Raw genomic sequence first — 21974 nt, forward strand, 5'->3', positions numbered from 1 at the left:
ATGGATTTAGAACTTACAATAATAAATATAATAAATTTCAGCGGGGAAGCTAGAAGTTTCTGTATGGAAGCCATTGGATATGCTAAAAGTGGAGAGCCTAAAAAGGCAAGAGATGCCATGGAAGAGGCGAATAATAAATTATCAGAAGCACATAAAAGTCAAACTCTACTAATACAAGAAGAAGCAAGAGGGGAAGAAAAAAGAATATCTCTTCTATTAGTCCATGCTCAGGATCATTTAATGAATGCTATTACAGTAAGAGATATGGCAAATGAATTTATAGAATTATATCAAGTAGTAGACGAATTAAAAGGGGAAAAGAATAATGGTTAAATTAGGAGTGTCTGTTTATCCAGATAAGTCAAATTTGGAAGACAATAGAAGATATTTAGAACTAGCATCAAAATATGGTTTTAGTAGGGTGTTTTTAAACTTTCTGACCGTTGAAAATGAAGAAATATTAGGGAAATTTAAGGATATAGTTAAATTTGCCAGACAATTGAAGATGGAGATTATAGCAGATGTTGCTCCTAAGGTTTTTAAAGATTTAAATATAGACCATAGGGATTTAAAAGTGTTTAGCGATATAGGACTTACAGGAATTAGATTAGATATGGGTTTCAGTGGCAATGAAGAAAGCATAATGTCATTTAATCCTTATGGATTAAAGATAGAATTAAATATTAGCAGTGGTACAAAGTATTTAGATAATATTATGAGTTATTTACCTAATAAAGACAATATAATTGGCTGTCACAATTTCTATCCCCATAGATATACAGGAATAGCAAGGAAACATTTCATGAGAACTACAGAAGAATTTAAAAAACATGGAATTAGAACTGCTGCTTTTGTTTCATCTAATGAAGCAAATTTTGGTCCTTGGGATGTAAATGAAGGACTGCCTACTATGGAAGAACATAGAGAATTACCTATTGAGGTTCAAGTTAAAGATTTAATAAATACTGGGTTAATGGATGATATTATTATTTCTAACTGTTTTCCATCGGAGGAGGAATTAAAGGCTTTAGCTTCTATTAATAAAGATATTTTAGAATTAAATATAGAGATAGATAATAATCTTCCAGAGGTAGAGAGAAATATTTTATTAAATGAACTTCATTTTAATAGAGGTGACATCTCAGAATATATGATTAGGTCTACTCAGTCTAGAGTAAAGTATAAGGATTATGAATTTCGACTGATTAATCCAAAGGATATGGAAAAGGGAGATATTGTAATTGAATCTAGTCTATATGCACATTATGCGGGAGAAGTTCATTTAGTTTTAAAACCTATGAAAAACAGTAATAGATCTTCAATTGTAGGCAAGGTTGTTGATGAAGAAATATTTTTGCTTGATTATATAAAGCCATGGCAAAAATTTAAGTTTAAGTTAAAGTAATGAAAATAGATATAGGCAGGGGATGAGATTATGGCTCAGAGAGAAATAGTATTGTTAAATAATACAGGTTTACATGCTAGACCAGCATCTATGATTGTAAAAGAGGCATCAAAATATACTAGTGAAATTAAAATCATTAAAAATGAAAAGGAATATAATGCTAAAAGTATAATGAGTATATTAAGTATAGGTGCGGTAAAGGGAGATTGTCTTGTAATAAAGGCAATAGGAGAAGATGAAGAAAAGGCAGTGGAGGAACTAGGGGAATTTATTGAAAATAAGATAATGGACTAGGAGGAGATCTTTATGAAGGGTTTAGGAACTTCAGTAGGTATTGGCATAGGTAAGGTTCTAGTATATAAAGAGCCTGAGATAAAGATTTCTAAAAATAGTATCTTAAATGGTAAGTTTGAAATAGAAAGATTAAATGATTCTATAAATAAAGCCATAAGGGAGATAGATACTATATATAATATGACATTGGAGAATATAGGGGAAAAGGAGGCAGAGATATTTACTGCCCATAAGATGATACTAGAAGATCCAGAATATATTAATGCTATAAAAGAGAATATATTAGCTGAGAATGTAAATAGTGAATGGGCAGTTAGTAAAATAACTAATTCCTATATTTCTATTTTTCATGAAATGGAGGATGAGTATCTAAAGGCAAGGGTTGCTGATATAGAAGATGTATCAAATAGGGTATTGAGGATATTATTAAATATAAAAACTAAGGATTTATCTTTGATAAATAGTGAAACCATAATTGTAGCTAAGGACTTGACCCCATCAGATACGGCACAAATAAATAAAGATATGGTGGTTGGGATCGTGACGGAAATAGGGGGACGTACATCTCATACATCTATAATGGCTAGAACTATGAATATCCCTGCTATATGTGGAGTGAAAAATATTACGGAAGTGGTAAAAGATGATGAACTGATGATTATTAACGGAACAACAGGAGAAATAGTTATAAATCCTACTATAGATGAAATTAGAGCATATAATCAGGAGAAGGGAAAATTAGAGATATTTAAAAAGAAACTAGAAAAAATGAGAGGACAAGAATCCATATCTAGAGATGGATATAAGGTGGAATTAGCAGGGAATATTGGGACTTTACAAGATATAGATAAAGTAATAGAAAATGATGGGGAAGGTGTAGGGCTTTATAGAACAGAGTTTCTTTATATGTACAGTGATAGACTTCCTACAGAGGAGGAGCAGTTTGAGGCTTATAAAATAGTAGCAGAGAAATTAGAGGGAAAACCTCTAGTTATAAGAACTTTAGATGTAGGCGGAGATAAGGATATACCATATTTAAAGATTCCAAAAGAAATGAATCCATTTTTAGGATATAGGGCCATAAGATTTTGCTTAGATAATAAGGAAATATTTACTACTCAAATAAGAGCTATTTTAAGGGCAAGTGCATATGGAAATGTAAAGATAATGTTTCCTATGATTTCGAGTATAGAAGAATTAAGACAAAGTAAATTAATTTTAGAAGAAGTTAAAGATGAACTAAGGGAAGAAAATATTAAATTTGATGAAAATATAGAATTAGGAATTATGGTTGAAATTCCTGCTGTTGCAATACATTCAAGGCAATTTGCTAAAGAAGTTGATTTTTTTAGTATAGGAACCAATGATTTAATCCAATATACATTGGCAGTAGATAGGGGAAATCAAAAGATATCTAATTTATATAATCAATTTCATCCAGCTTTACTATCTTTAATAAAGATGACTATAGATAATGGACATAAGGAGGGTATTTGGGTAGGCATGTGCGGTGAGGTTGCAGGTGATGAAAAGCTTATACCAATACTTTTAGCAATGGGATTAGATGAATTTAGTATGAGTGCGTCATCTATTTTAAAAGCTAGATATTTAGTTAGAAATACTTCGAAGAAAGATATGGAAGAAAAATTAGAATATATACTAAATCTACCTACAGCATATGAAGTAGAAAAATATATTGATGAGAATATAATAAATGATGATCTGAATATTTAATATGCAGGTTATAAAATAGAGCTACTGGAAAACCAGTAGCTCTATAAAATTAATCTATTTTTCTCTAATTAGTTTTTCAACCTCATTATCATTTGGAAAACGATTTAATTTTTTCTGGAAAAAATAAACTAATCATCAAATCTAACTTCAAAAACACTGAATTATATTGACTATAGATTAATAATATAATACATAGAGTATATTAAATATTTCATTATACAGAATACTATAATTAGTATAGGATCAATATATTTATATAGGATAATTGGGTAAACAAAAAAGCTTATACAAATAAAGTAAAAAGTGATATAATATTTGCACACTAAATTAGGAGGCTATATTATGTGCGGAATAGTTGGATATATTGGAAATAAAAATGCACAGGAAGTAATATTACAAGGATTAGAAAAACTAGAATATAGAGGATATGATTCATCAGGTATTGCAGTAAATGGAAATGGACATATTGAATTTAAAAAATTAAAAGGCAGACTTTCAGTATTAGAAGATTATTTAAATGAACATCCATTAATGGGAAATGTAGGTATAGGTCATACAAGATGGGCAACTCATGGAGCACCATCAGATGTAAATTCTCATCCTCATTTAAATGAAAAAGAAACAATAGCAGTAGTACACAATGGAATAATAGAAAATTACAATATAATTAAAGAAGAATTACTTGAAAAGGGGTATAAATTTAAATCTCAGACAGATACAGAAGTCATAGTACATCTACTAGATAGTCTCTATGATGGAGATTTACTTAGTACAGTATTTAAAGCTATTAAGAAGCTTAGAGGAGCTTATGCATTAGGTATTATTTCATCAAATAATCCTAATGAACTAGTTGCAGTCAGAAAAGAAAGTCCATTGGTAGTAGGACTGGGAGATGAGGAAAATTTCATAGCATCAGATATTCCAGCATTACTTAAATATACTAAAAATGTATATTTTTTAGAGAATGGAGAAATAGTTCACTTGACAAAGGATAATGTCAAAGTCTATGATGAGAATAGAAATGAAGTAAAAAGAGAAAAGTTTACAGTAGATTGGGATATGGAAGCTGCGTCTAAAGGTGGTTATAGTCATTTTATGCTTAAAGAAATCCATGAGCAGCCATTGGCAATTAAAGAAACTCTATTAAGAAGACTTGATGATGATGGAAGAATAAAATTAGATGATATCAAGTTAACGAAAGAGGAATTAGATAAGATTTCTAAGATTTATATTGTTGCATGTGGTACAGCTTATCATGCTGGATTAGTAGGACGATATGCAATAGAGAAATTTACTAATATTCCTGTAGAGCCTGATGTTGCATCAGAATTTAGATATAGGGAGCCATTTATTGATGAGAATACATTGCTTATAGCAGTTAGCCAATCTGGAGAAACAGCAGATACCCTTGCAGCCATTAGAGAAGCTAAGAAGAAGGGAGCAAGAATTCTTTCAATTACTAATGTTCTAGGTTCATCTGTAGCTAGAGAATCCAATGATGTATTCTATACATGGGCTGGACCAGAGATTGCAGTTGCTTCAACAAAGGCATATACTACACAATTAGTGGCTTTATATATGGTTGCACTTTATATGGCAAATATTAAGGGAAGTATTACAGAAGATTATTATTTTGAAATAATTGAAAAGATGAAGGGGTTACCAGATAAGGTAGAAGAGATTCTTAAAAAATCTGATAAAATCGAGAAAATAGCAGAAAGCATTAAAGATAAGAAAAGTATATTTTATATAGGCAGAGGACTGGATTATCAGACATCTATGGAAGGAGCATTAAAACTAAAGGAAATCTCTTATATCCATACAGAAGCCTTTGCTGCAGGAGAATTAAAGCATGGGACAATAGCTTTGATTGAATCAGGAACTCCTGTAATTGGAATAGCTAGTCAAGATTATCTATATGAAAAAATGGTTTCAAATATACAAGAAGTAAAGGCTAGAGGAGCTTATACTATTTCTATAATAAAAGAAAGATTAGATGAGAGCTTAAATCATGCTGATGATACCATCTATATTCCAGAAGTAGATAATATATTAGCGCCGGTTTTAACAGTTATACCTACTCAACTTCTTGCTTATTATACATCTGTTATAAAGGGAAATGATGTAGATAAGCCAAGAAACTTGGCTAAGTCAGTTACTGTGGAATAAATTAAATATATGGGGGATGGATATGGAATATAACTGCGAGAAAACTAAAGGGGAAATAATAAGAAGAAATTTAAAGTTGAAGGCATAACAAATGAATCATATGCTTTTACTGAAAAAGAAATAATAGCTGGAGATATAGAGAATCTAGTTGGAATCATAGGTGAATCCTATATAAAATTGAAAAGTGAAAAACTACCTATTTTATCTATGATATCTGTAATTATCAGTATTCTATGGGTACCAATGATTCTTACTCCTTTGGGAACAAAGATATCTTTATATCTTCATTTCATATTCTTTATAATTTCGTTGGTTCTTGCAATCATTGGATTGACTAAGAAAACCATAATAAAAAGATTTATTTATGTGACTTTGTTTTTAGGTTTACTTTTATTAATATTTTATATCCATATTATTATGGAGATATTATAAGGATTTTATATATTGAGATGAAAAATACATAAGTTAGGGGAAATTATGGATAACAAATTATTTACAGTGAAGACTCGTATGACAAAAGAAGATTATCATAAATTTTTATATGTTGCAACATTTCGAAGGAACAAAGTAATAATCCCATTTATAATTATATTAGCTGCTTTAATGGCTGGATTACTTGCTTTTGATAATAGGCAATTTAATATAATAGGGTTTTTTATATTTTGGATCCTACTTGCATTAGTTTCCTTTGGCACAGTGATTTTTAAAGTTGAAAGAAAAAATAAGCAAAGAATAAAAACAGATAATACAGGAGCATTTGACTCTCAAGATATATTAGATTTTTATGATGATTTTTTAATTGTAAAGAATACAGCAATTGAAGGTCAAATTAAGATTAGATATGATCAATTTTATCAGATACTTGAGTCAAAGGATTATTTTATAAACTATTCTAATATGAATCAGGCATCTTTAATAAGGAAAAAGGATATGGATGAAGAAACCCTTGAAAAGTTGAGAAATCTATATGAAAAACAAATAGGAAATAAATATAAGAAGATTTAAAAACAAAGATGATATAAAATGAGTCATGGTATATTTCGATTCATTTTTATTATTTTATAGCAAGAATATATAAGGTGTTATTAAGTCTTAAAATTAAAGACAAAGTATATGGTCAAAAATAAAAGAGATATAGAAAATATTAGGGATATTTGAATTAAAGTTATATTTATAAGTTCAATTCAAATAAGATAGTAAAAGAATATGAATAGGGGAAATGAGATATAATAAATCTTCATAGTATTGACAGCATAGACATTGTTCTATATACTTGTTAATGAGATAAGGGAGTAGTTAGCACAATAAGAATTGTGTAATAAAGTCAACATACTGATAAAATTTATCTGGCTTTATTTTAAATAATGAGACTTGTCTGCAGCAATACTGCAGATAGGTCTTTTTTATTATAAATCAAGAGATAAAGGAGAAGGAATATGAATTTACTTGAACTGTTTATTATTGCAATTGGTTTGTCAATGGATGCATTTGCCGTATCTATTTGTAAAGGACTATCTATGCAGAAAATCAATATTAAAAAGGCTGGAATAGTGGGACTTTATTTTGGAACATTTCAAGCAGGGATGCCTTTAATTGGATACTTTCTCGGAATAAGGTTCCATGATAAGATTGCATCAATGGATCATTGGATAGCATTTATATTGCTTGGAATTATTGGATTAAATATGATACGAGAATCAAAAGATTGTGAATGTGAAATTGAAAATGATTTTGGGATAGAGAACTCTCTTAATTTTAGAAATATGTCTATTTTAGCAATTGCAACAAGTATTGATGCTTTAATAGTAGGAGTTACTCTTGCTTTTCTTGATGTAAATATTACATCGGCTGTCTTACTTATTGGAACTGTTACTTTTACATTATCAGTAGTTGGCGTTAAGATAGGAAATGTATTTGGCAACAAATGTAAGTCAAAATCAGAAATTATAGGTGGAATAATTTTAATACTTATGGGATTTAAAATTTTACTTAGCCATTTAGGAATAATAAATTTTTAATAGATAGATTATATTTATAAGAAAGGCAGTGGAAAATAAATTTCCTCTGCCTTTTGATTATTTTATATAATTATCAAAATATCCTTGGATATAAATTATAGGTGTTCCCTTATCTCCGCTGCCAGAAGTTAAATCTGATAAGGAGCCTATTAAGTCAGTAAGCCTTCTTGGAGTAGTTCCTTGAGATGCCATATTACCAACAAGTTCCGATTCTTTATTTTCAATATATTTAGATATGGCTTCCTTTAACTCTTCTCCTCGTAAATCACCAAATTCATTATCAGCTAGATATTTTAATTTTATTTCTGAAGGTGTTCCCTCAAGTCCAGAAGTATAAGCAGGAGAAACTACAGGGTCAGCTAGTTCCCAGATTTTACCTACAGGGTCTTTAAATGCCCCATCTCCATATATCATAACTTCAACAGTTTTACTTGTTTTTTCTTTAAGTGATTTTTGGATTTTATCTACAATTGGCTGGCAATCTCTAGGGAATAATTTTATTGTATCTTCTGTTGATTTATTTGAACCAAGTAAACCATATTTTTCATTATATCCACTGCCATCTATGGAAGATGTAAGTATATCATCAAGTCCATAAATGCTTTTACCACCGTTCTCTTTTAAAAGTCTTTTAGTTCTAAATCTTGTGTGAATATCACATGCAATTACATTTTTAGTATAATCTAATATTGTTTTTGGATTATTTGAAAATATTATTTCACAATCAATACCATATTCAGCTACTATTGATTTATAATATTCAACATAATCTACACCAGTAAAAGGATGTTTATTATATCCGAAGTATTCTCTAAATTCTTTTTCACTTAATACGTCTGTCCAAGGGTTTACTCCCTTTACATCAAGTACATCCATGTCTACTAAATGATTACCTACTTCGTCAGCAGGGTAGCTTAACATCAAAACGATTTTCCTTGCTCCTTTAGCAATACCCCTTAATATAATAGCAAAACGATTTCTACTTAAAATTGGAAATACTACGCCGATGGTTTCATCTCCAAATTTTCTTTTTACATCCTTTGCAATAGCATCAATACTAGAATAATTTCCTTGACCGCGTGCAACTACTGATTCAGTTATAGTAACAACATCTTTGTCCTGAATCTTGAAGCCTTCTATTTCGGAAGCTTTCATTACGCAATCAACTACCATATCTGCGATATTATCCCCTTCTTTAATAATAGGGGCTCTTAGACCTCTAACAACAGTTCCTACTACTCTTTCCATTTATATCGCTCCTTTTCAATATCCTATTTGATATCTTACACATTTAATATATAATATATTATGGTATAAGTAAAATAAATATCTGATATAATAGATATAAGGAGTGGTTATATGTCTATTAGATTAGAGCTTTATAGAATATTTGATAAAGTGGCTAAATGTAAAAGCTTTTCTAAGGCTGCTAATGAGCTGTACATGACACAACCTGCCATAAGCCAAGCCATAATGCAATTAGAAGATGAACTTAGAATCAGGCTTTTTACAAGGACTCCAAGGGGAGTAATACTTACAAATGAGGGTAAGATGCTATTTGAATATACTAATTCCGCAATTAGCCTATTAGATACAGGTGAAAAGAAAATAAAGGAATCTAGGGATTTAAAAGAAGGGGAATTAAAAATTGGAGTCAGTGATACAATTTCTAGGTACTATTTGTTGCCTTATTTAGAGAAATTTCATAAATCTTATCCAAATATTAAATTGAGAATAATTAATCGAACTACAGATGAACTTTGCAAATTAATAAAATCAGGGGAAATTGATATTGGAATATGTAATTTGCCCATAAAAGATAGTTCATTAAATATAAAAAAGTGTAAGGATATACAAGATATATTTGTAGTTGGTGAAAGATATAAAGAATTAATTCTTGAATCTATTACCTATGAAGAATTATTAAGATATCCTATGATATTCTTAGATAATAGGTCTAGATCAAGACAATATGTAGAAGGATATTTATTATCAAAGGGTATAAAAGTAAATCCGGAAATAGAACTTGGTTCTCATGATTTGCTTCTAGAATTTGCAAAAATAGGATTAGGTTTAGCTTGCGTAGTTAGAGAATTCTCAGAGGATTACTTATCTAAAGGAATTCTTTATGAAATAAAACTTGTGGAGGATATTCCCAAAAGAAGTATAGGAATTTGTTCATTAAAATGTGTGACTTTATCTCCATCATCTGAAAAGTTTATTGAATATCTTAATAAAAAGTAAAGCTAGGTAATATGCCTAACTTTATTCTTTATTAAGCTGCTTATATCTAAGTTTAATTATATTCTACTCATGTAATTTTCTAGTTTTATATTTAAAATTATGTTCTTTATATGCATTAATAAAAGTAGTTACAGTTCCAATAAGAGTGAAAAAATAACCGAATACTAAATCTCCTATAAAGGAGTTACCAAAATCTTCATATTCACTAACCAAAAATCCTACTGAACGTATTGCTTCTAATAAATTAATATTTTCAACTTCTTTAAATGCAATATATACCTCATACCCATAAGATATGTAGTTTGCAACATATACCATAAATATTGTTACAAGAATTGTTATAATTATTCCCGCTTTATCTAATTTACCGCCAAATTTTTTATATCCTTTTATAGCACAAATTGCCAATACTATACCGCAGATTGAGGCAATATAACCTATAGCATAAATAACAACCCATAGAGCTACCCCTATTAATGAGCCTAGAAAGGCACCTACTGTTCCGCTTACAATATTATTTTTTTGATTTTTAAAATTAATTTGCGCATCATCTAAATCTCCTATAATTTCACCATAACATTTTTCACAGGTACAAAATGGAATATTGTTAATCAGATTAATGGATGTAGGCATATCTTCCCCACATATTTCACAGGATGTAGTATAATGATTGTTTTTAGCAAAATCTTCGACTTTATTTAAGATATCGGTGATACTCTTTAATTCTTGTTTTGCTGTAAATTTTACTGTTAAGAGTATTTTAAGACAATATTCTTCATAACTTGCTTTTGCTACGGATTTTTTATCTTCTAAAAGTTCATTTATAAATGCATCCATATTTTCCTCTCGGGTTAATTCGGATTCCTTAAGAGGAATATTAAAACAATATCCATTTAATTTTTTATTATATTGAATTGTTACCTTATATCCTTTGTATGATCCAAATATGATTGAGCCTTTAGAATCATATTTTAGATTCAACTCTGTAGCAACGTTTTTAAAACTGTTTTTTAAACCCATGAATTCACTCCTTTTAATTAAATTTCTACGATTATATTTTGATTTAAGCAATATATTTAAAGTAAACAATTGATATAAGCCAAAACTTATATCGACAGGTTTTTCCCTTTCTTTAAAGATATTTTAAATAAAAAGACATTATAGTATATTAAATTTATTTTATGAAATAGGTAATTTAAAGGAGCTTCACTTATAAAGTATTTTCATTTCCAATTTAGTAGAAATGAACAGGAAACTATTCAATAAATGGGGAAAAATAGGAAATGGGATTGATAATTATATTGATGATAGATATAAATAGAAATTAAAAAAGATGATCTCTGCTAGTACAGAAATCATCTTCTTAATGTCTTTTAAAATTGATTTTTACAAAAGATAAAATTTAATTTAAATAGAATACTTCATTATTTAACTAAAATATTTGGCAGAGTATAATAATCAGTTACTCCTGATATTATATTGTTCTTTCCTATTCTAGTATATATTCCTGCAAATTTTTCATTATATATAAACAATCCAACTATGGATTTAAACTCTTCTATTTTAAGTTTATCATCTTTAAATACTATATGTTCCCTTGTAAATGGATCAAAGAACTCTTGATAGAGATAGTCTTTATCCCAAGATTCATCTAATCTTTTTTTCCATTCATCTTGAGTTAAATCCCTACCAGCATATACTCCCCTCGAAGCATTTAAGTCTAAAGGTTTCATAATATATCTATCCTTATTATTTAAAACCCTATCATATATCTTTCTATTTCCTTTAAATAGACCAGTTATAGGGATATGATTTTTTATAAACTTTCTTTCATCTTCAGATAAAAAGCCTAATGTATCCTCATCATGTAGTATTTTAAATATTATCTTATTATGAACAATTTGTGATCTAATGGAACCTATTGAGCAGAAGGCATTATTTTTATAGGCTTCAATAAATTCTGGTATCTCATTAGCTTTTTCTATTAATTCAAATGTAACTATTCTTCTATATACTAAATCTATTTTGTAATCTTCAAAATATAAATGTCCATCTCTATATTTTAAATCTCTAGGGTCAGCTATTATAGCATTATATCCTTTTTTTATAAATGTATTTTTAAATACCTCGAACTCTTTAGATGTACCAGATTCAGTAAAATCAACTATTGCTACATTTGGTTTTTCTATTTTACTGTTCCATTTTTTAAATATGCTGATGCAATCTTCTACCCATTTATCTATTAATTCAAATAAAAATAATTTGTATTTTTTGCCAAAGTCCTGTAGCCCTTCTGTTTCTAATAATATATTCCCTATGGTATTATCTTCATTCATAGCTGAAGAACCATCTGTATTTAATTCGCAGAATTTAAAATTATTATAATCTTTATAAAATAGGTCAAACCTACCTATAGGAACATTAATATCATAACCATTATCTATGAGTATAAGTTCTTCTAAAAGTGGACTATATTCAAATTTTTTTCTGAATTCTTTTGAATCTAAATATTTTTGTGTTACTTTATTGGTTATGGATATTAGGATATCACCAATTTTATTGAAATTTTCTACATCCTCTTCCGTATAAAACATTGGATGGTAGAGAAAAGGTACTGGTTTACCTTTATATATTGCAGTAGAGTTTGCGACCTTTTCTATGGCTATTTTATAATCTGCAAGATATTTTTCTGGGTTAGATTTAATTAAGCTTATATATTCATCGTTTATATCTTTCCAATTCATTTTCTCACCTCAATTAAATTATTCAATAAACACCAATCTAAGGATTCTTTTTTACCATCTTTAAATTTTTCTTTAATAATTTCATAAGGGTTTTTATTATCATTTATCATTTTCTCAAGAGGTAAAATATACTTAACTTCATCTGAGCTTAATCCTTCTTTTCCTAATTCTACTAACCATTTTCCTATTTCAAGAACAGTTCTATTTTTTAATTTGCCTTTCAAACCATTTTCTATAACATCTTCCTTAGATTTCTTTATATCTTCTATGGTTATATCTTTAATATATTCATATGCCTTATCTAAATTTTTTTCATTGTAGAAAATACCTTTTAGTAAAGCTACTGCTGAAAAATTTAAAGGATATGGAATAGAATCCATCATTCGTATTTCGATATATTTTTTTGTCCTTACATCTGGGAAAAACATAGTTAGTAAATGTTCTAATTCATCTCGCTTATAGTCATCAGGGTTGAATAATTCTTTGACCTTTTTTTCCCCTGTTGGAATAACTTCTTCATTTTTAAATATAAATATCGGTGGTCTATCTAAAATATATTCAGCATATTTTTCATAGCTAAAATTATCTGTCAATGCATTATCTACTATACCTGATCTATCATCATCACAATTATTCCATATATAAGTTCTTAATCCATGTTTATTCCATATTTCTCCTTCGAAGTAAAAGGAATTATCAAATAATGCATATAATACTGGAGCTAGTCCATTGGCTGTTCTAAACTTTTTCTTATAGTCTTCTTCATCTTTAAAGTCTATGGATATTTGTAGTGCTGCTGTTCCTTTCATCATGTTATGAGCATGGCTGCCTTTGGTTTTAAAATAGTTAAACATAAAATCATATCTTTTTTTAGGTAATAGCTTTATATCATTTATTTTAGTTTGTGGATGATAACCTGTGGTCATTAATCCTTGATTTTTATTATTAAGTATTGGAATTATTTCTTCCATGAATTCTATATATTCTTTTTCAATATCCGATATATTTTTTTGTGCATTTATACTAAGTTCCAGTTGACTCCCTGGTTCTAATGTTATAATCTTATTTCCTTTATTTAACCCTAGTATATATTCCCCTTCATACATACCTTTCCAACCATTCTTTTCTAGTTCTTTTAGTGTTTCAGCTACACCATTTTTACCATAATAGGAGATGGTTTTTAAAGTATTCTTATCTATTACATAATGTTCAAATTCAATTCCGATTTTAAAATCTTCCACTTTTTTTTCGCTATTTTTAAAGTACTTTACTACTTCTTTTACTTGCTTATTATAATCCATATATATATTTCTCTCCCTTTAGGTATTGTGTATTTAGTGACTCTAGATATTAATACCCATAAATTATAATCTTAATAATATTATAGTAACTTAGTTATAATATATATACTAAAGTGATATAATTTTGTATTATAATTTATTATGGAGGTGTAATATGAAGAATAAAATAAGAATTGGAATAGTAGGATATGGAAATCTTGGTCATGGAGTTGAATTAGCCATTAATCAGAACACAGACATGGAACTCATAGGAATATTTACTAGAAGAGATCCTAATATATTAGATACAAAGTCCAAGGTAATACATATATCCAATATATTAGATTTTAAGGATAGAATTGATGTAATGATTCTTTGTGGTGGATCTGCGAAGGATTTAGATGAACAATGTCCTATGGTGGCAGAACATTTTAATACAGTAGATAGTTTTGATAATCATGGGCGGATTCCTGAATACTTTGAAAAGGTAAATAATATAGCATTAAACTCCAATAAATTAAGCCTTATATCTACTGGTTGGGATCCGGGACTTTTCTCTCTTAATAGATTATTAGGTCAAGCAATTTTACCTAGTGGAAAGGATTATACTTTTTGGGGTGAAGGAATAAGCCAAGGACACTCTGATGCAATTAGAAGAATAGAAGGTGTAAAAAATGGAGTTCAATATACTGTACCTGTTAAAGAAGTTTTAGATAAGGTTAGAAATTGTGAAGATATAAATATCCCATCTTGTGAAAGGCATAAGAGGGTCTGCTATGTAGCATGTGAAGAGAATGGGAATCGTGATAGAATTGAGAAAGAAATAAAAACTATGCCAAATTATTTTGCAGAATATAACACTACTGTACATTTTATTTCGGAAGAAGAATTAAAGGAAAAACATAATAAGATGCCTCATGGTGGGTTTGTCATTAGAACGGGAAATACTGGATTAGGTACTAAACAAAAGATGGAGTTTAATTTAAATCTTGAAAGCAATCCAGAATTTACTTCATCAGTTTTAACTGCTTATGCTAGGGCTGTTCATAGAATGGCTTCTGAAGGGAAAGTAGGGGCAATAACCATATTTGATATTCCACTAGCATATTTATCTTCTAAAACAGGAGAGGAATTGAGAAAGGAATTATTATAGAAAACCTTATATATGTATTTCGCATAAAGATATTTGAGGGCATTATCCTTTTTATGGGATAATGCCCTTAATTTTCATTATGTCTTTAATTTAACTATAAGTTTAGCCTTGTAGTCCATTTTCTTGACGTTCCATATTTTCTACAACTACATCAAATATATCTCCTAGGGAGGCACAATATTCAAGTACTTTCCATGGAGTAGCAGTATGAAAATGAATCTTTATTAAATCTTTATCACCAACAGCAAGGAGACAGTCACCTTCAATATTCTTTGTAATATATTGGTTTATTGCATCTTCTGAAAGGTCGTGACCTGCGATTAATAACTGGGTATCAAATTTGTATTCAAGCATAATTTATTCTCCTTTTCTTTTTATTTTATAGATTTCTATTTAAAAATATTTCTATTAACTCTTACTTTAAATGACAAGGTATTTTACTATTTCATGCTTTTATATCTTTCTATATTATCGTCACTTAAAAATTCATAAGCATTGTTTATTTCTTGGAATATTTTTGTTGCATCTAGTGATTTGTTTAAATCTGGGTGATATTCCTTTGCTTTTTTTCTATATGCCAATTTAATTTCATATTTATCTGCATTATATGCAACTCCTAATAAATTACAACTTTTTTCATATTTACTTTTAAATTCTATAGTAGGATTTGCATAAGAATTTCCATAATTACTGTTTTGATAGTTTCCTCCATAGGTATTATATCCACCATATCCACTATTTCCTCTCTGGGAATTCTGATATTCATTCCATTGTCTAAACCTTTCTTCCCATTGTCTTCTTTCTTCTTCTTGTCTTTTTTGTTGTTCTTTTCTTCTTTTTTCTTCTTCCATTCTCTTATACTTATTTCCATATTCATTAAAGGAATTGAATTGAGCTTTTCTTCCATTTATAAAATTATCTGCATGATCAAATAGAAACTCTGTTATCATGTATTTTGTATATTTTAAATAGGATATAAACTTAGTTCCCAATATTGGAAAAATAACAAGGAATAGGATCATAAAAAATGTTATGGGATTAAGTAATAGTGCTGGTCCTAATATCATAATTAATAGACAGCCGCCCATGGATATAAGAGCTAGAAACCCTCTTCCAACATTTATTATAATTCCTACTATAAATCCTACAATACTAATGAAAACATCAAATATTACAGAAATAATACTAGCAATGCCATATAGAATTTTACCCCAGAGTTTTTTTAGTATATTCATCTACCTTTAAACCTCTCTCTATTAAATTAATCATTTTATGTTCTTTTTTCAAACTTTTCCTTACATTTTGGACAGGTAACCATAATTCTTCCTTTTCCCTTTGGCAGTCTTAATTTTGCATTACAGTTTGGACATTTAAGATATTTATGAGTCTTATGGTCTTTCACTCTATTTTCAGTTCTTTTAAACCATGAATAAACTGGACTCATAAAAATTGCAAATTTATAGTTTTCCATTCTGCGTTTATTTATATCTTTAGAAAATATTCTAAAAATACTTATTATCAACGGAATATAACCTAAATATAATAGTAATGAAATATTAGCTAACCTGCCAGATAGAGTTAAAAGTAAGGAAAATATTATCAATACAGTTGAGAGTTGATCTCCGCCATACCTTCCATTCATAAATTTATTTAACCAATTCATTTTCATTCTCCTAGTTTATATTTTGTTAATATCTTACTATTAATAAAAAGATATTTCAAGTATAACCATATGCAGTCTTAAGATAATTTATCCTTATTATATGGGATATGAATATTTTCACTATTAATATTTGGCAACTAGTGTTATATTTAAATATATAAATTAAATAGGAGATGGTTTTTAACAAGATGGAAACGAAGTTGAAAAAGGCTGTAAGCATTGAAGGATTCATATGCCTAGCTATAGTTATTAGTTTTTTTACAGTGCTAGGTATGAAAATGGGTTTAATTAACTCCATAAATACATTGCTCAATACAGCTTATGATTTATTAATGCACACAGTATTTTATATAATGGCAATAGCAGTTGTTGCAGGGGCAGTAGCAAACATACTTACAGAATTTGGTGTAATTGCTTTAGCAAATAAGCTATTATCACCCTTAATGGCCCCGATTTATGGACTTCCAGGTGCAAGTGCCATGTCTGTATTTACCACTTATCTATCTGACAATGCAGCGGTATTAACCTTAGCTGATGATAAAAGGTTTTGCAGGTATTTTAAAGAATATCAGCTTCCGGCATTGACTAATATTGGAACTTCTTTTGGTATGGGAATGATAGTAACAGTATATATGATGGGATTACCCAACCCTAATAATGAAAATTTTATTTTAGCTGCAATAATAGGTAATATAGGAGCCATAATAGGTAGTATTGTGTCTGTTCGATTAATGCTCATTAAGACTAAGAAAATATATGGAACTTCCAGTGAAGCGGAAGAGGATAGTGAAATTAGTTATGATATATTAGAATATAGAGAGGTCAGAGAGGGTAAAATAGGAGAAAGATTGATGAATTCTATGCTTGAAGGCGGTGCATCAGGGGTTAAGGTAGGATTTGATATAATTCCTGGGGTACTTATTATTTGTTCCATAGTAATGATACTTACTAATACGATTCCAGAAACAGGAATTTATACTGGTGCTGCCTATGAAGGAGTAGGTTTTCTTCCTTGGATAGGGGAAAAAATTGGTTTTATTATTAAACCATTATTTGGATTTACTTCTTCCACAGCTATTTCTGTTCCCATAACAGCTCTTGGAGCAGCAGGAGCTGCAATAGGATTAGTACCAGCTATGGTCACTAATGGACTTGCAAGAGCCAATGATATTGCTGTATTTACTGCTATGTGTATGTGCTGGAGTGGATATTTAAGTACTCATGTTGCCATGATGGATGGCTTAAAGTTTAGAAATCTTACAGGTACAGCCATACTTTGTCATACTATTGGTGGAATTTGCGCAGGTATTGCTGCAAATTTAATATTTAGATTAGTGGAGATAATTTGTTAGATATAACTAGGAATTAGCAAGGGAAAAAAGGGGCTATTTTAAGAGTGAGTTTTGATTGCTTTTTAGATAGCTTCTGTTGTTAAAGAATTTTTTGACTTTGCTTTACATTTATAGGATAATAATATTCTCCTCTATTATTCTATAGAGGTATTTGGTATATTAAATATGAGGTGAAGAACATGAAAGTAATCGTAGTAGGAGCTGGTAAACTGGGATATAAACTAGCTGAATCAATGGTATTTGAAGATATAGATGTAACAGTAATAGACAATAATCCAAAAGTAATAAATTATGTAAATGAACATTTAGATGTTCTAACGGTTTTAGCAAATGGAATAGATACAAATGTTCTTAAAGAATTAGGTATAAATCAATATAATTTATTAGTAGCTTCAACAGATAGTGATGAAACTAATACACTTATCTGCTCCTTAGCTAATAAATTGGGATGTAAAAAAACAATTGCACGCATTAGAAATCCTGAGTATATGCAGCAACTAGATTTTATAAAGACTGAACTAGGAATTGATCATATAGTAAATCCAGACTTAGCAACTGCTCAAGCAATAGAGAAATATTTATTGAAGAATTATAGTTTTTATTCAGGAGAGTTTGCCAGTGGGAAAGTCAGAATGATTGATTTCAATATTGAGCATATGGAAGAATTTGTAGGTAAGAAATTAGCAGAGTTGGAAGATTTCGATAGACTGTTGATTACAGCTGTATCTAGAGATGGAGATATAATAATTCCAGATGGCTCTACACAGTTACTAGCAAATGATACAATTCATGTTATAGGAAAAAGTGACGATATTAATAATCTGAATAATAGATTTGTACAGGATATAACTAAAAAGGATATAGAAAGGGTAATGATACTGGGAGGCAGTAATATTGGTTTTTATCTATCTCAGAAATTATCAAAGGCCAATATATCAGTTACATTAATAGAGAAGGATAAGGAAAAATGCCAAGAGCTATCTGAACTTCTCAGTGATGTACTTATAATACACGGAGATGGTACAGATATTAATCTCCTAGATGAAGAAAGAATCTCTACCATGGATGCATTTGTAGGAGTAACAGGATATGATGAAGAAAATTTACTTATGGCTCTTATGGCAAAGCAATCTGGAGTCTCAAAGGCAGTTTCAAAAATTAGTAGGCAAAATTATTCAAAGATAATTGATAGATTGGGAATAGATGCTGCACTAAATCCAATTTATATTACAGTAAGTAATATATTGAAGTATATCCGTGGTGGTAAAATAGTATCGGTTTCCCTACTAATAGGTGGAGATGGAGAAGTAACAGAAATAATTATTGGAAAAGATTTGCCTATAGTTGGAAAAACATTAGAGGAATTGAAATTACCTAAGGGTATAATAATTGGAGCCATAGTTCATAATGGCAAAGTTATAATACCTAATGGTAAATCTGTTATAAATGCCAACGATAGAATAGTAGTATTCTGTTTAACAGAAGATTTACCCACTCTAAAAATATTCTTCAAATCGTATAAGGGAGGGGTATTAAGTGAATTATGGCATCGTACTAAGCATACTAGGTAATATACTAATGTTAGAAGCAGTGTTAATGCTTCCTTCTTTGTTTATATCTTTATATACAAATCAGAATGATACACTTGCATTTTTGATAACTATATTGATAACAGGCATACTAGGACTAATTTTAACTAGAAGTAAAAACCCTGATAGACATATAAATGCAAAGGAAGGTTTAGCAATTGTTTCCTTAGGATGGGTAATTATATCTTTACTTGGAGCTCTACCTTTATATATTTCAAGAAGTACACCTACCTATATAGATGCATTTTTTGAAATAGTATCAGGATTTACAACTACTGGTGCAACAGTAATAGCAAATGTAGAAATATTGCCAATGGGGATTTTATTTTGGCGTTCTTTTACCCATTGGATAGGTGGTATGGGGATATTGGTTTTTACTTTATCATTATTGCCAGCCCTTGGAATAGGAGGATTTCAAATATTTAAGGCAGAAAGTCCAGGTCCTATTGCAGGAAAAATAGCACCTAGAATAAGAGATACAGCTAAAATACTATATACAACATATTTTACTATTACTATATTTCAGGTTATATTATTAAAAATTGGAGGAATGTCTTTATTTGATTCTTTAGTATATACTTTTGGAACAGTTGGTACAGGAGGATTTGCCACTAAAAATGCCAGTGTAGGTGCTTATAATAGTACCTATATTCATCTTGTAATAGGAAGTTTTATGGTACTTTCAGGAGTTAACTTTTCTTTATATTATTCTTTATTTAAAGGAAAAATAAGATATGTATTTAAGGATGAAGAGCTAAGGCTTTATTTTGCAATTGTTTTTCTAGCAGTAACTGCAATTGCTCTTAACTTATTTAAGACTAGTTATAGTAATATAGGTCTAGCCTTTAGAGATTCTTTTTTTCAAGTTGGATCTATTATGACAACCACTGGATATTCTACAGCTAATTTTGATATATGGCCAACATTTAGTAAGGGGATTTTACTACTTCTCATGTTTATAGGTGGAAGTGCAGGTTCTACAGCAGGAGGAATGAAAGTCATTAGAATACTAATTATATTAAAATTAATCAAGAGAGAAATACTAAAGATGTTTCATCCTAGAGCAATTATTCCAGTTAAGCTTAATGATAAAGTATTACCTAATGAAACTATAGCAAGTATAAATAGTTTTGCTGGATTATATGTGTTTATATTTGTATTATCTACTATTTTAATTTCCTTAGAAGGAGTAGATTTAGAATCGGCAATTAGTTCAGTAGCTGCAACATTGGGGAATATTGGTCCGGGATTGGGATTTGTGGGACCTACTAGTACATTTAATGGATATAGTCAAATTTCAAAGGCGTTTTTCTCCTTACTAATGCTTTTAGGCAGACTTGAACTATTTACAATAATAGCATTATTTGCACCAAAGAACTGGAGAAAGGAAATATAGTAATTGGAGATAGAGGGGAATATCAATGGAGAATATTGAAATAAAAAAATTAGGCTGCGATAATGAAATTCCTTATGATCTTCTTCTTTTAGCAGACCCGTCTATTGAAATAATTAATGATTATCTACATAGAGGAAACTGCTATCTTGCTTATATCGAGGAGAAAATTGTTGGAGTTTATGTAATAATAAGGACAAGACCTATGACTTTTGAACTTGTAAATATTGCGGTTGACGAAGCATATCAAGGTAAAGGAATCGGAAAGGCATTATTATTTAACGCTATAGATAATGCAAGAGAACTTAAAGGAAAGATTTTAGAAGTTGGAACAGGAAATTCAAGTATATCTCAATTGACACTTTATCAAAAATGTGGATTTCGTATAACTGGTGTAGATAGGAATTTTTTTAGAAAGCATTATAAAGATAAGATTATAGAAAATGGTATTGAATGTATTGATATGATTAGATTAAGTATGAACTTATAAAATACATAGTTTTCTTATATAACGATTTATAAAATGTATAAGGGATTTGTAGTAGAAGACGACTAAAAAATTTTGAATCTTATTAAAGATAAATTAGAGGGATATAACTATACTGTAGTTACAGTAAAGGATTATTCCAATATAAAAGGAGAATTCATAGAAGAGAATCCATAAATCTTACAAGACTTAGAAGGAAATTAGAAGAGATAGGTATAAATAACAGTATCCAAACAAAAAGGGGACAAGGATATTCTATGATAAAGACATGGAATTATATAGGTTTAAATTGAATCTAACAGTATTGTAAGATATATTCTTGACTTGAAAGGAAAATCAATATGACAACCCTTACTTGTTTTTATATAATATAGATAAGGATTAAATAAAATTAAATGCAGTATTCTTAATTTAAATTTCGTTATATCTAATGACATATTATTTGGGGT

At 29.2% G+C, this 21974-nt stretch carries 20 protein-coding genes; 13 read left to right on the top strand and 7 right to left on the bottom strand.

Going from position 1 to position 21974, the window contains the following annotated elements; all coding sequences use genetic code 11:
• The 7 genes from ABWP20_RS08325 (at window position 1) to ABWP20_RS08355 (ending at window position 7620) form a co-directional block, all read left to right on the top strand.
• Complete coding sequence (locus ABWP20_RS08325; protein ID WP_353095333.1) at window positions 1–333, top strand: PTS sugar transporter subunit IIA; 333 nt, start codon at window positions 1–3, stop codon at window positions 331–333.
• Window positions 326–1405: a DUF871 domain-containing protein gene (locus ABWP20_RS08330; RefSeq protein WP_353095334.1), complete on the top strand. Its 1080-nt coding sequence runs from the start codon at window positions 326–328 to the stop codon at window positions 1403–1405. Before ABWP20_RS08325 ends, ABWP20_RS08330 begins: the two co-directional genes overlap by 8 nt.
• Before the next feature lie 30 nt (window positions 1406–1435).
• Entirely contained in the window at window positions 1436–1699 is a 264-nt protein-coding gene (locus tag ABWP20_RS08335) for an HPr family phosphocarrier protein (RefSeq protein ID WP_353095335.1), read from the top strand.
• A 12-nt stretch (window positions 1700–1711) separates the two neighbouring features.
• Window positions 1712–3433, top strand: coding sequence for a phosphoenolpyruvate--protein phosphotransferase (gene ptsP / locus ABWP20_RS08340; RefSeq protein ID WP_353095336.1), 1722 nt, complete (start codon window positions 1712–1714; stop codon window positions 3431–3433).
• Window positions 3434–3775: 342 nt separating this feature from the next.
• On the top strand, window positions 3776–5602 hold the full coding sequence (glmS, locus tag ABWP20_RS08345) for a glutamine--fructose-6-phosphate transaminase (isomerizing) (RefSeq protein ID WP_353095337.1): 1827 nt from the start codon (window positions 3776–3778) through the stop codon (window positions 5600–5602).
• Window positions 5603–6079: 477 nt separating this feature from the next.
• Window positions 6080–6607, top strand: coding sequence for a YcxB family protein (locus tag ABWP20_RS08350; protein ID WP_353095338.1), 528 nt, complete (start codon window positions 6080–6082; stop codon window positions 6605–6607).
• A gap of 431 nt (window positions 6608–7038) precedes the next feature.
• Window positions 7039–7620, top strand: coding sequence for a manganese efflux pump MntP (locus tag ABWP20_RS08355; RefSeq protein ID WP_353095339.1), 582 nt, complete (start codon window positions 7039–7041; stop codon window positions 7618–7620).
• A gap of 57 nt (window positions 7621–7677) precedes the next feature.
• Here ABWP20_RS08355 and ABWP20_RS08360 read toward each other — a convergent pair whose 3' ends face one another.
• Window positions 7678–8868 carry a coenzyme F420-0:L-glutamate ligase gene (locus ABWP20_RS08360; RefSeq protein WP_353095340.1) on the bottom strand — a complete coding sequence of 397 codons (1191 nt, stop codon included), beginning with the start codon at window positions 8866–8868 and terminating at the stop codon, window positions 7678–7680.
• A 111-nt stretch (window positions 8869–8979) separates the two neighbouring features.
• Between ABWP20_RS08360 and ABWP20_RS08365 the strand changes: the two genes are divergently transcribed.
• Entirely contained in the window at window positions 8980–9864 is an 885-nt protein-coding gene (locus ABWP20_RS08365; RefSeq protein ID WP_353095341.1) for a LysR family transcriptional regulator, read from the top strand.
• Between the two features lie 63 nt (window positions 9865–9927).
• Here the strand turns inward: ABWP20_RS08365 and ABWP20_RS08370 are convergent, their stop codons facing one another.
• From ABWP20_RS08370 to ABWP20_RS08380, 3 genes are all read right to left on the bottom strand, one after another.
• Window positions 9928–10884, bottom strand: coding sequence for a DUF1097 domain-containing protein (locus ABWP20_RS08370; RefSeq protein ID WP_353095342.1), 957 nt, complete (start codon window positions 10882–10884; stop codon window positions 9928–9930).
• 404 nt (window positions 10885–11288) lie between these two features.
• Entirely contained in the window at window positions 11289–12608 is a 1320-nt protein-coding gene (locus ABWP20_RS08375; RefSeq protein ID WP_353095343.1) for a hypothetical protein, read from the bottom strand.
• Window positions 12605–13909 (bottom strand): glutamate--cysteine ligase, encoded by a 1305-nt coding sequence (locus ABWP20_RS08380; protein WP_353095344.1) that lies wholly within the window; start codon window positions 13907–13909, stop codon window positions 12605–12607. Before ABWP20_RS08380 ends, ABWP20_RS08375 begins: the two co-directional genes overlap by 4 nt.
• A 154-nt stretch (window positions 13910–14063) precedes the next feature.
• Between ABWP20_RS08380 and ABWP20_RS08385 the strand changes: the two genes are divergently transcribed.
• Window positions 14064–15041, top strand: a complete 978-nt coding sequence (locus ABWP20_RS08385) for a diaminopimelate dehydrogenase (protein ID WP_353095345.1) — start codon at window positions 14064–14066, stop codon at window positions 15039–15041.
• A 102-nt stretch (window positions 15042–15143) separates the two neighbouring features.
• Here the strand turns inward: ABWP20_RS08385 and ABWP20_RS08390 are convergent, their stop codons facing one another.
• The 3 genes from ABWP20_RS08390 to ABWP20_RS08400 form a co-directional block, all read right to left on the bottom strand.
• On the bottom strand, window positions 15144–15395 hold the full coding sequence (locus ABWP20_RS08390; protein WP_353095346.1) for a fatty acid kinase subunit FakA-related protein: 252 nt from the start codon (window positions 15393–15395) through the stop codon (window positions 15144–15146).
• A gap of 86 nt (window positions 15396–15481) precedes the next feature.
• Window positions 15482–16276 carry a J domain-containing protein gene (locus tag ABWP20_RS08395; RefSeq protein WP_353095347.1) on the bottom strand — a complete coding sequence of 265 codons (795 nt, stop codon included), beginning with the start codon at window positions 16274–16276 and terminating at the stop codon, window positions 15482–15484.
• Window positions 16277–16311: 35 nt separating this feature from the next.
• A complete protein-coding gene (locus ABWP20_RS08400; RefSeq protein WP_353095348.1) occupies window positions 16312–16704 on the bottom strand; it encodes a zinc ribbon domain-containing protein in 393 nt (130 codons plus the stop codon).
• Between the two features lie 188 nt (window positions 16705–16892).
• On the opposite strand from ABWP20_RS08400, the gene ABWP20_RS08405 reads away from it, so the two are divergent.
• The 4 genes from ABWP20_RS08405 to ABWP20_RS08420 all read left to right on the top strand — a co-directional run bounded on the left by ABWP20_RS08405 (window position 16893) and on the right by ABWP20_RS08420 (window position 21528).
• The gene (locus ABWP20_RS08405; RefSeq protein WP_353095349.1) at window positions 16893–18056 is read left to right on the top strand and encodes a CD0519/CD1768 family membrane protein; all 1164 of its coding nucleotides are present in this window, start codon (window positions 16893–16895) and stop codon (window positions 18054–18056) included.
• A gap of 179 nt (window positions 18057–18235) precedes the next feature.
• Window positions 18236–19627, top strand: coding sequence for a Trk system potassium transporter TrkA (gene trkA, locus ABWP20_RS08410; RefSeq protein WP_353095350.1), 1392 nt, complete (start codon window positions 18236–18238; stop codon window positions 19625–19627).
• Window positions 19593–21041, top strand: coding sequence for a TrkH family potassium uptake protein (locus ABWP20_RS08415; RefSeq protein ID WP_353095351.1), 1449 nt, complete (start codon window positions 19593–19595; stop codon window positions 21039–21041). The genes trkA and ABWP20_RS08415 overlap by 35 nt, the downstream gene beginning before the upstream one ends.
• A 25-nt stretch (window positions 21042–21066) precedes the next feature.
• Complete coding sequence (locus tag ABWP20_RS08420) at window positions 21067–21528, top strand: GNAT family N-acetyltransferase (protein ID WP_353095352.1); 462 nt, start codon at window positions 21067–21069, stop codon at window positions 21526–21528.
• Window positions 21529–21974 lie beyond the last annotated feature (446 nt).

The organism is Tissierella praeacuta, from assembly GCF_040396155.1.
GTDB classification, from domain to species: domain Bacteria; phylum Bacillota; class Clostridia; order Tissierellales; family Tissierellaceae; genus Tissierella; species Tissierella praeacuta_A.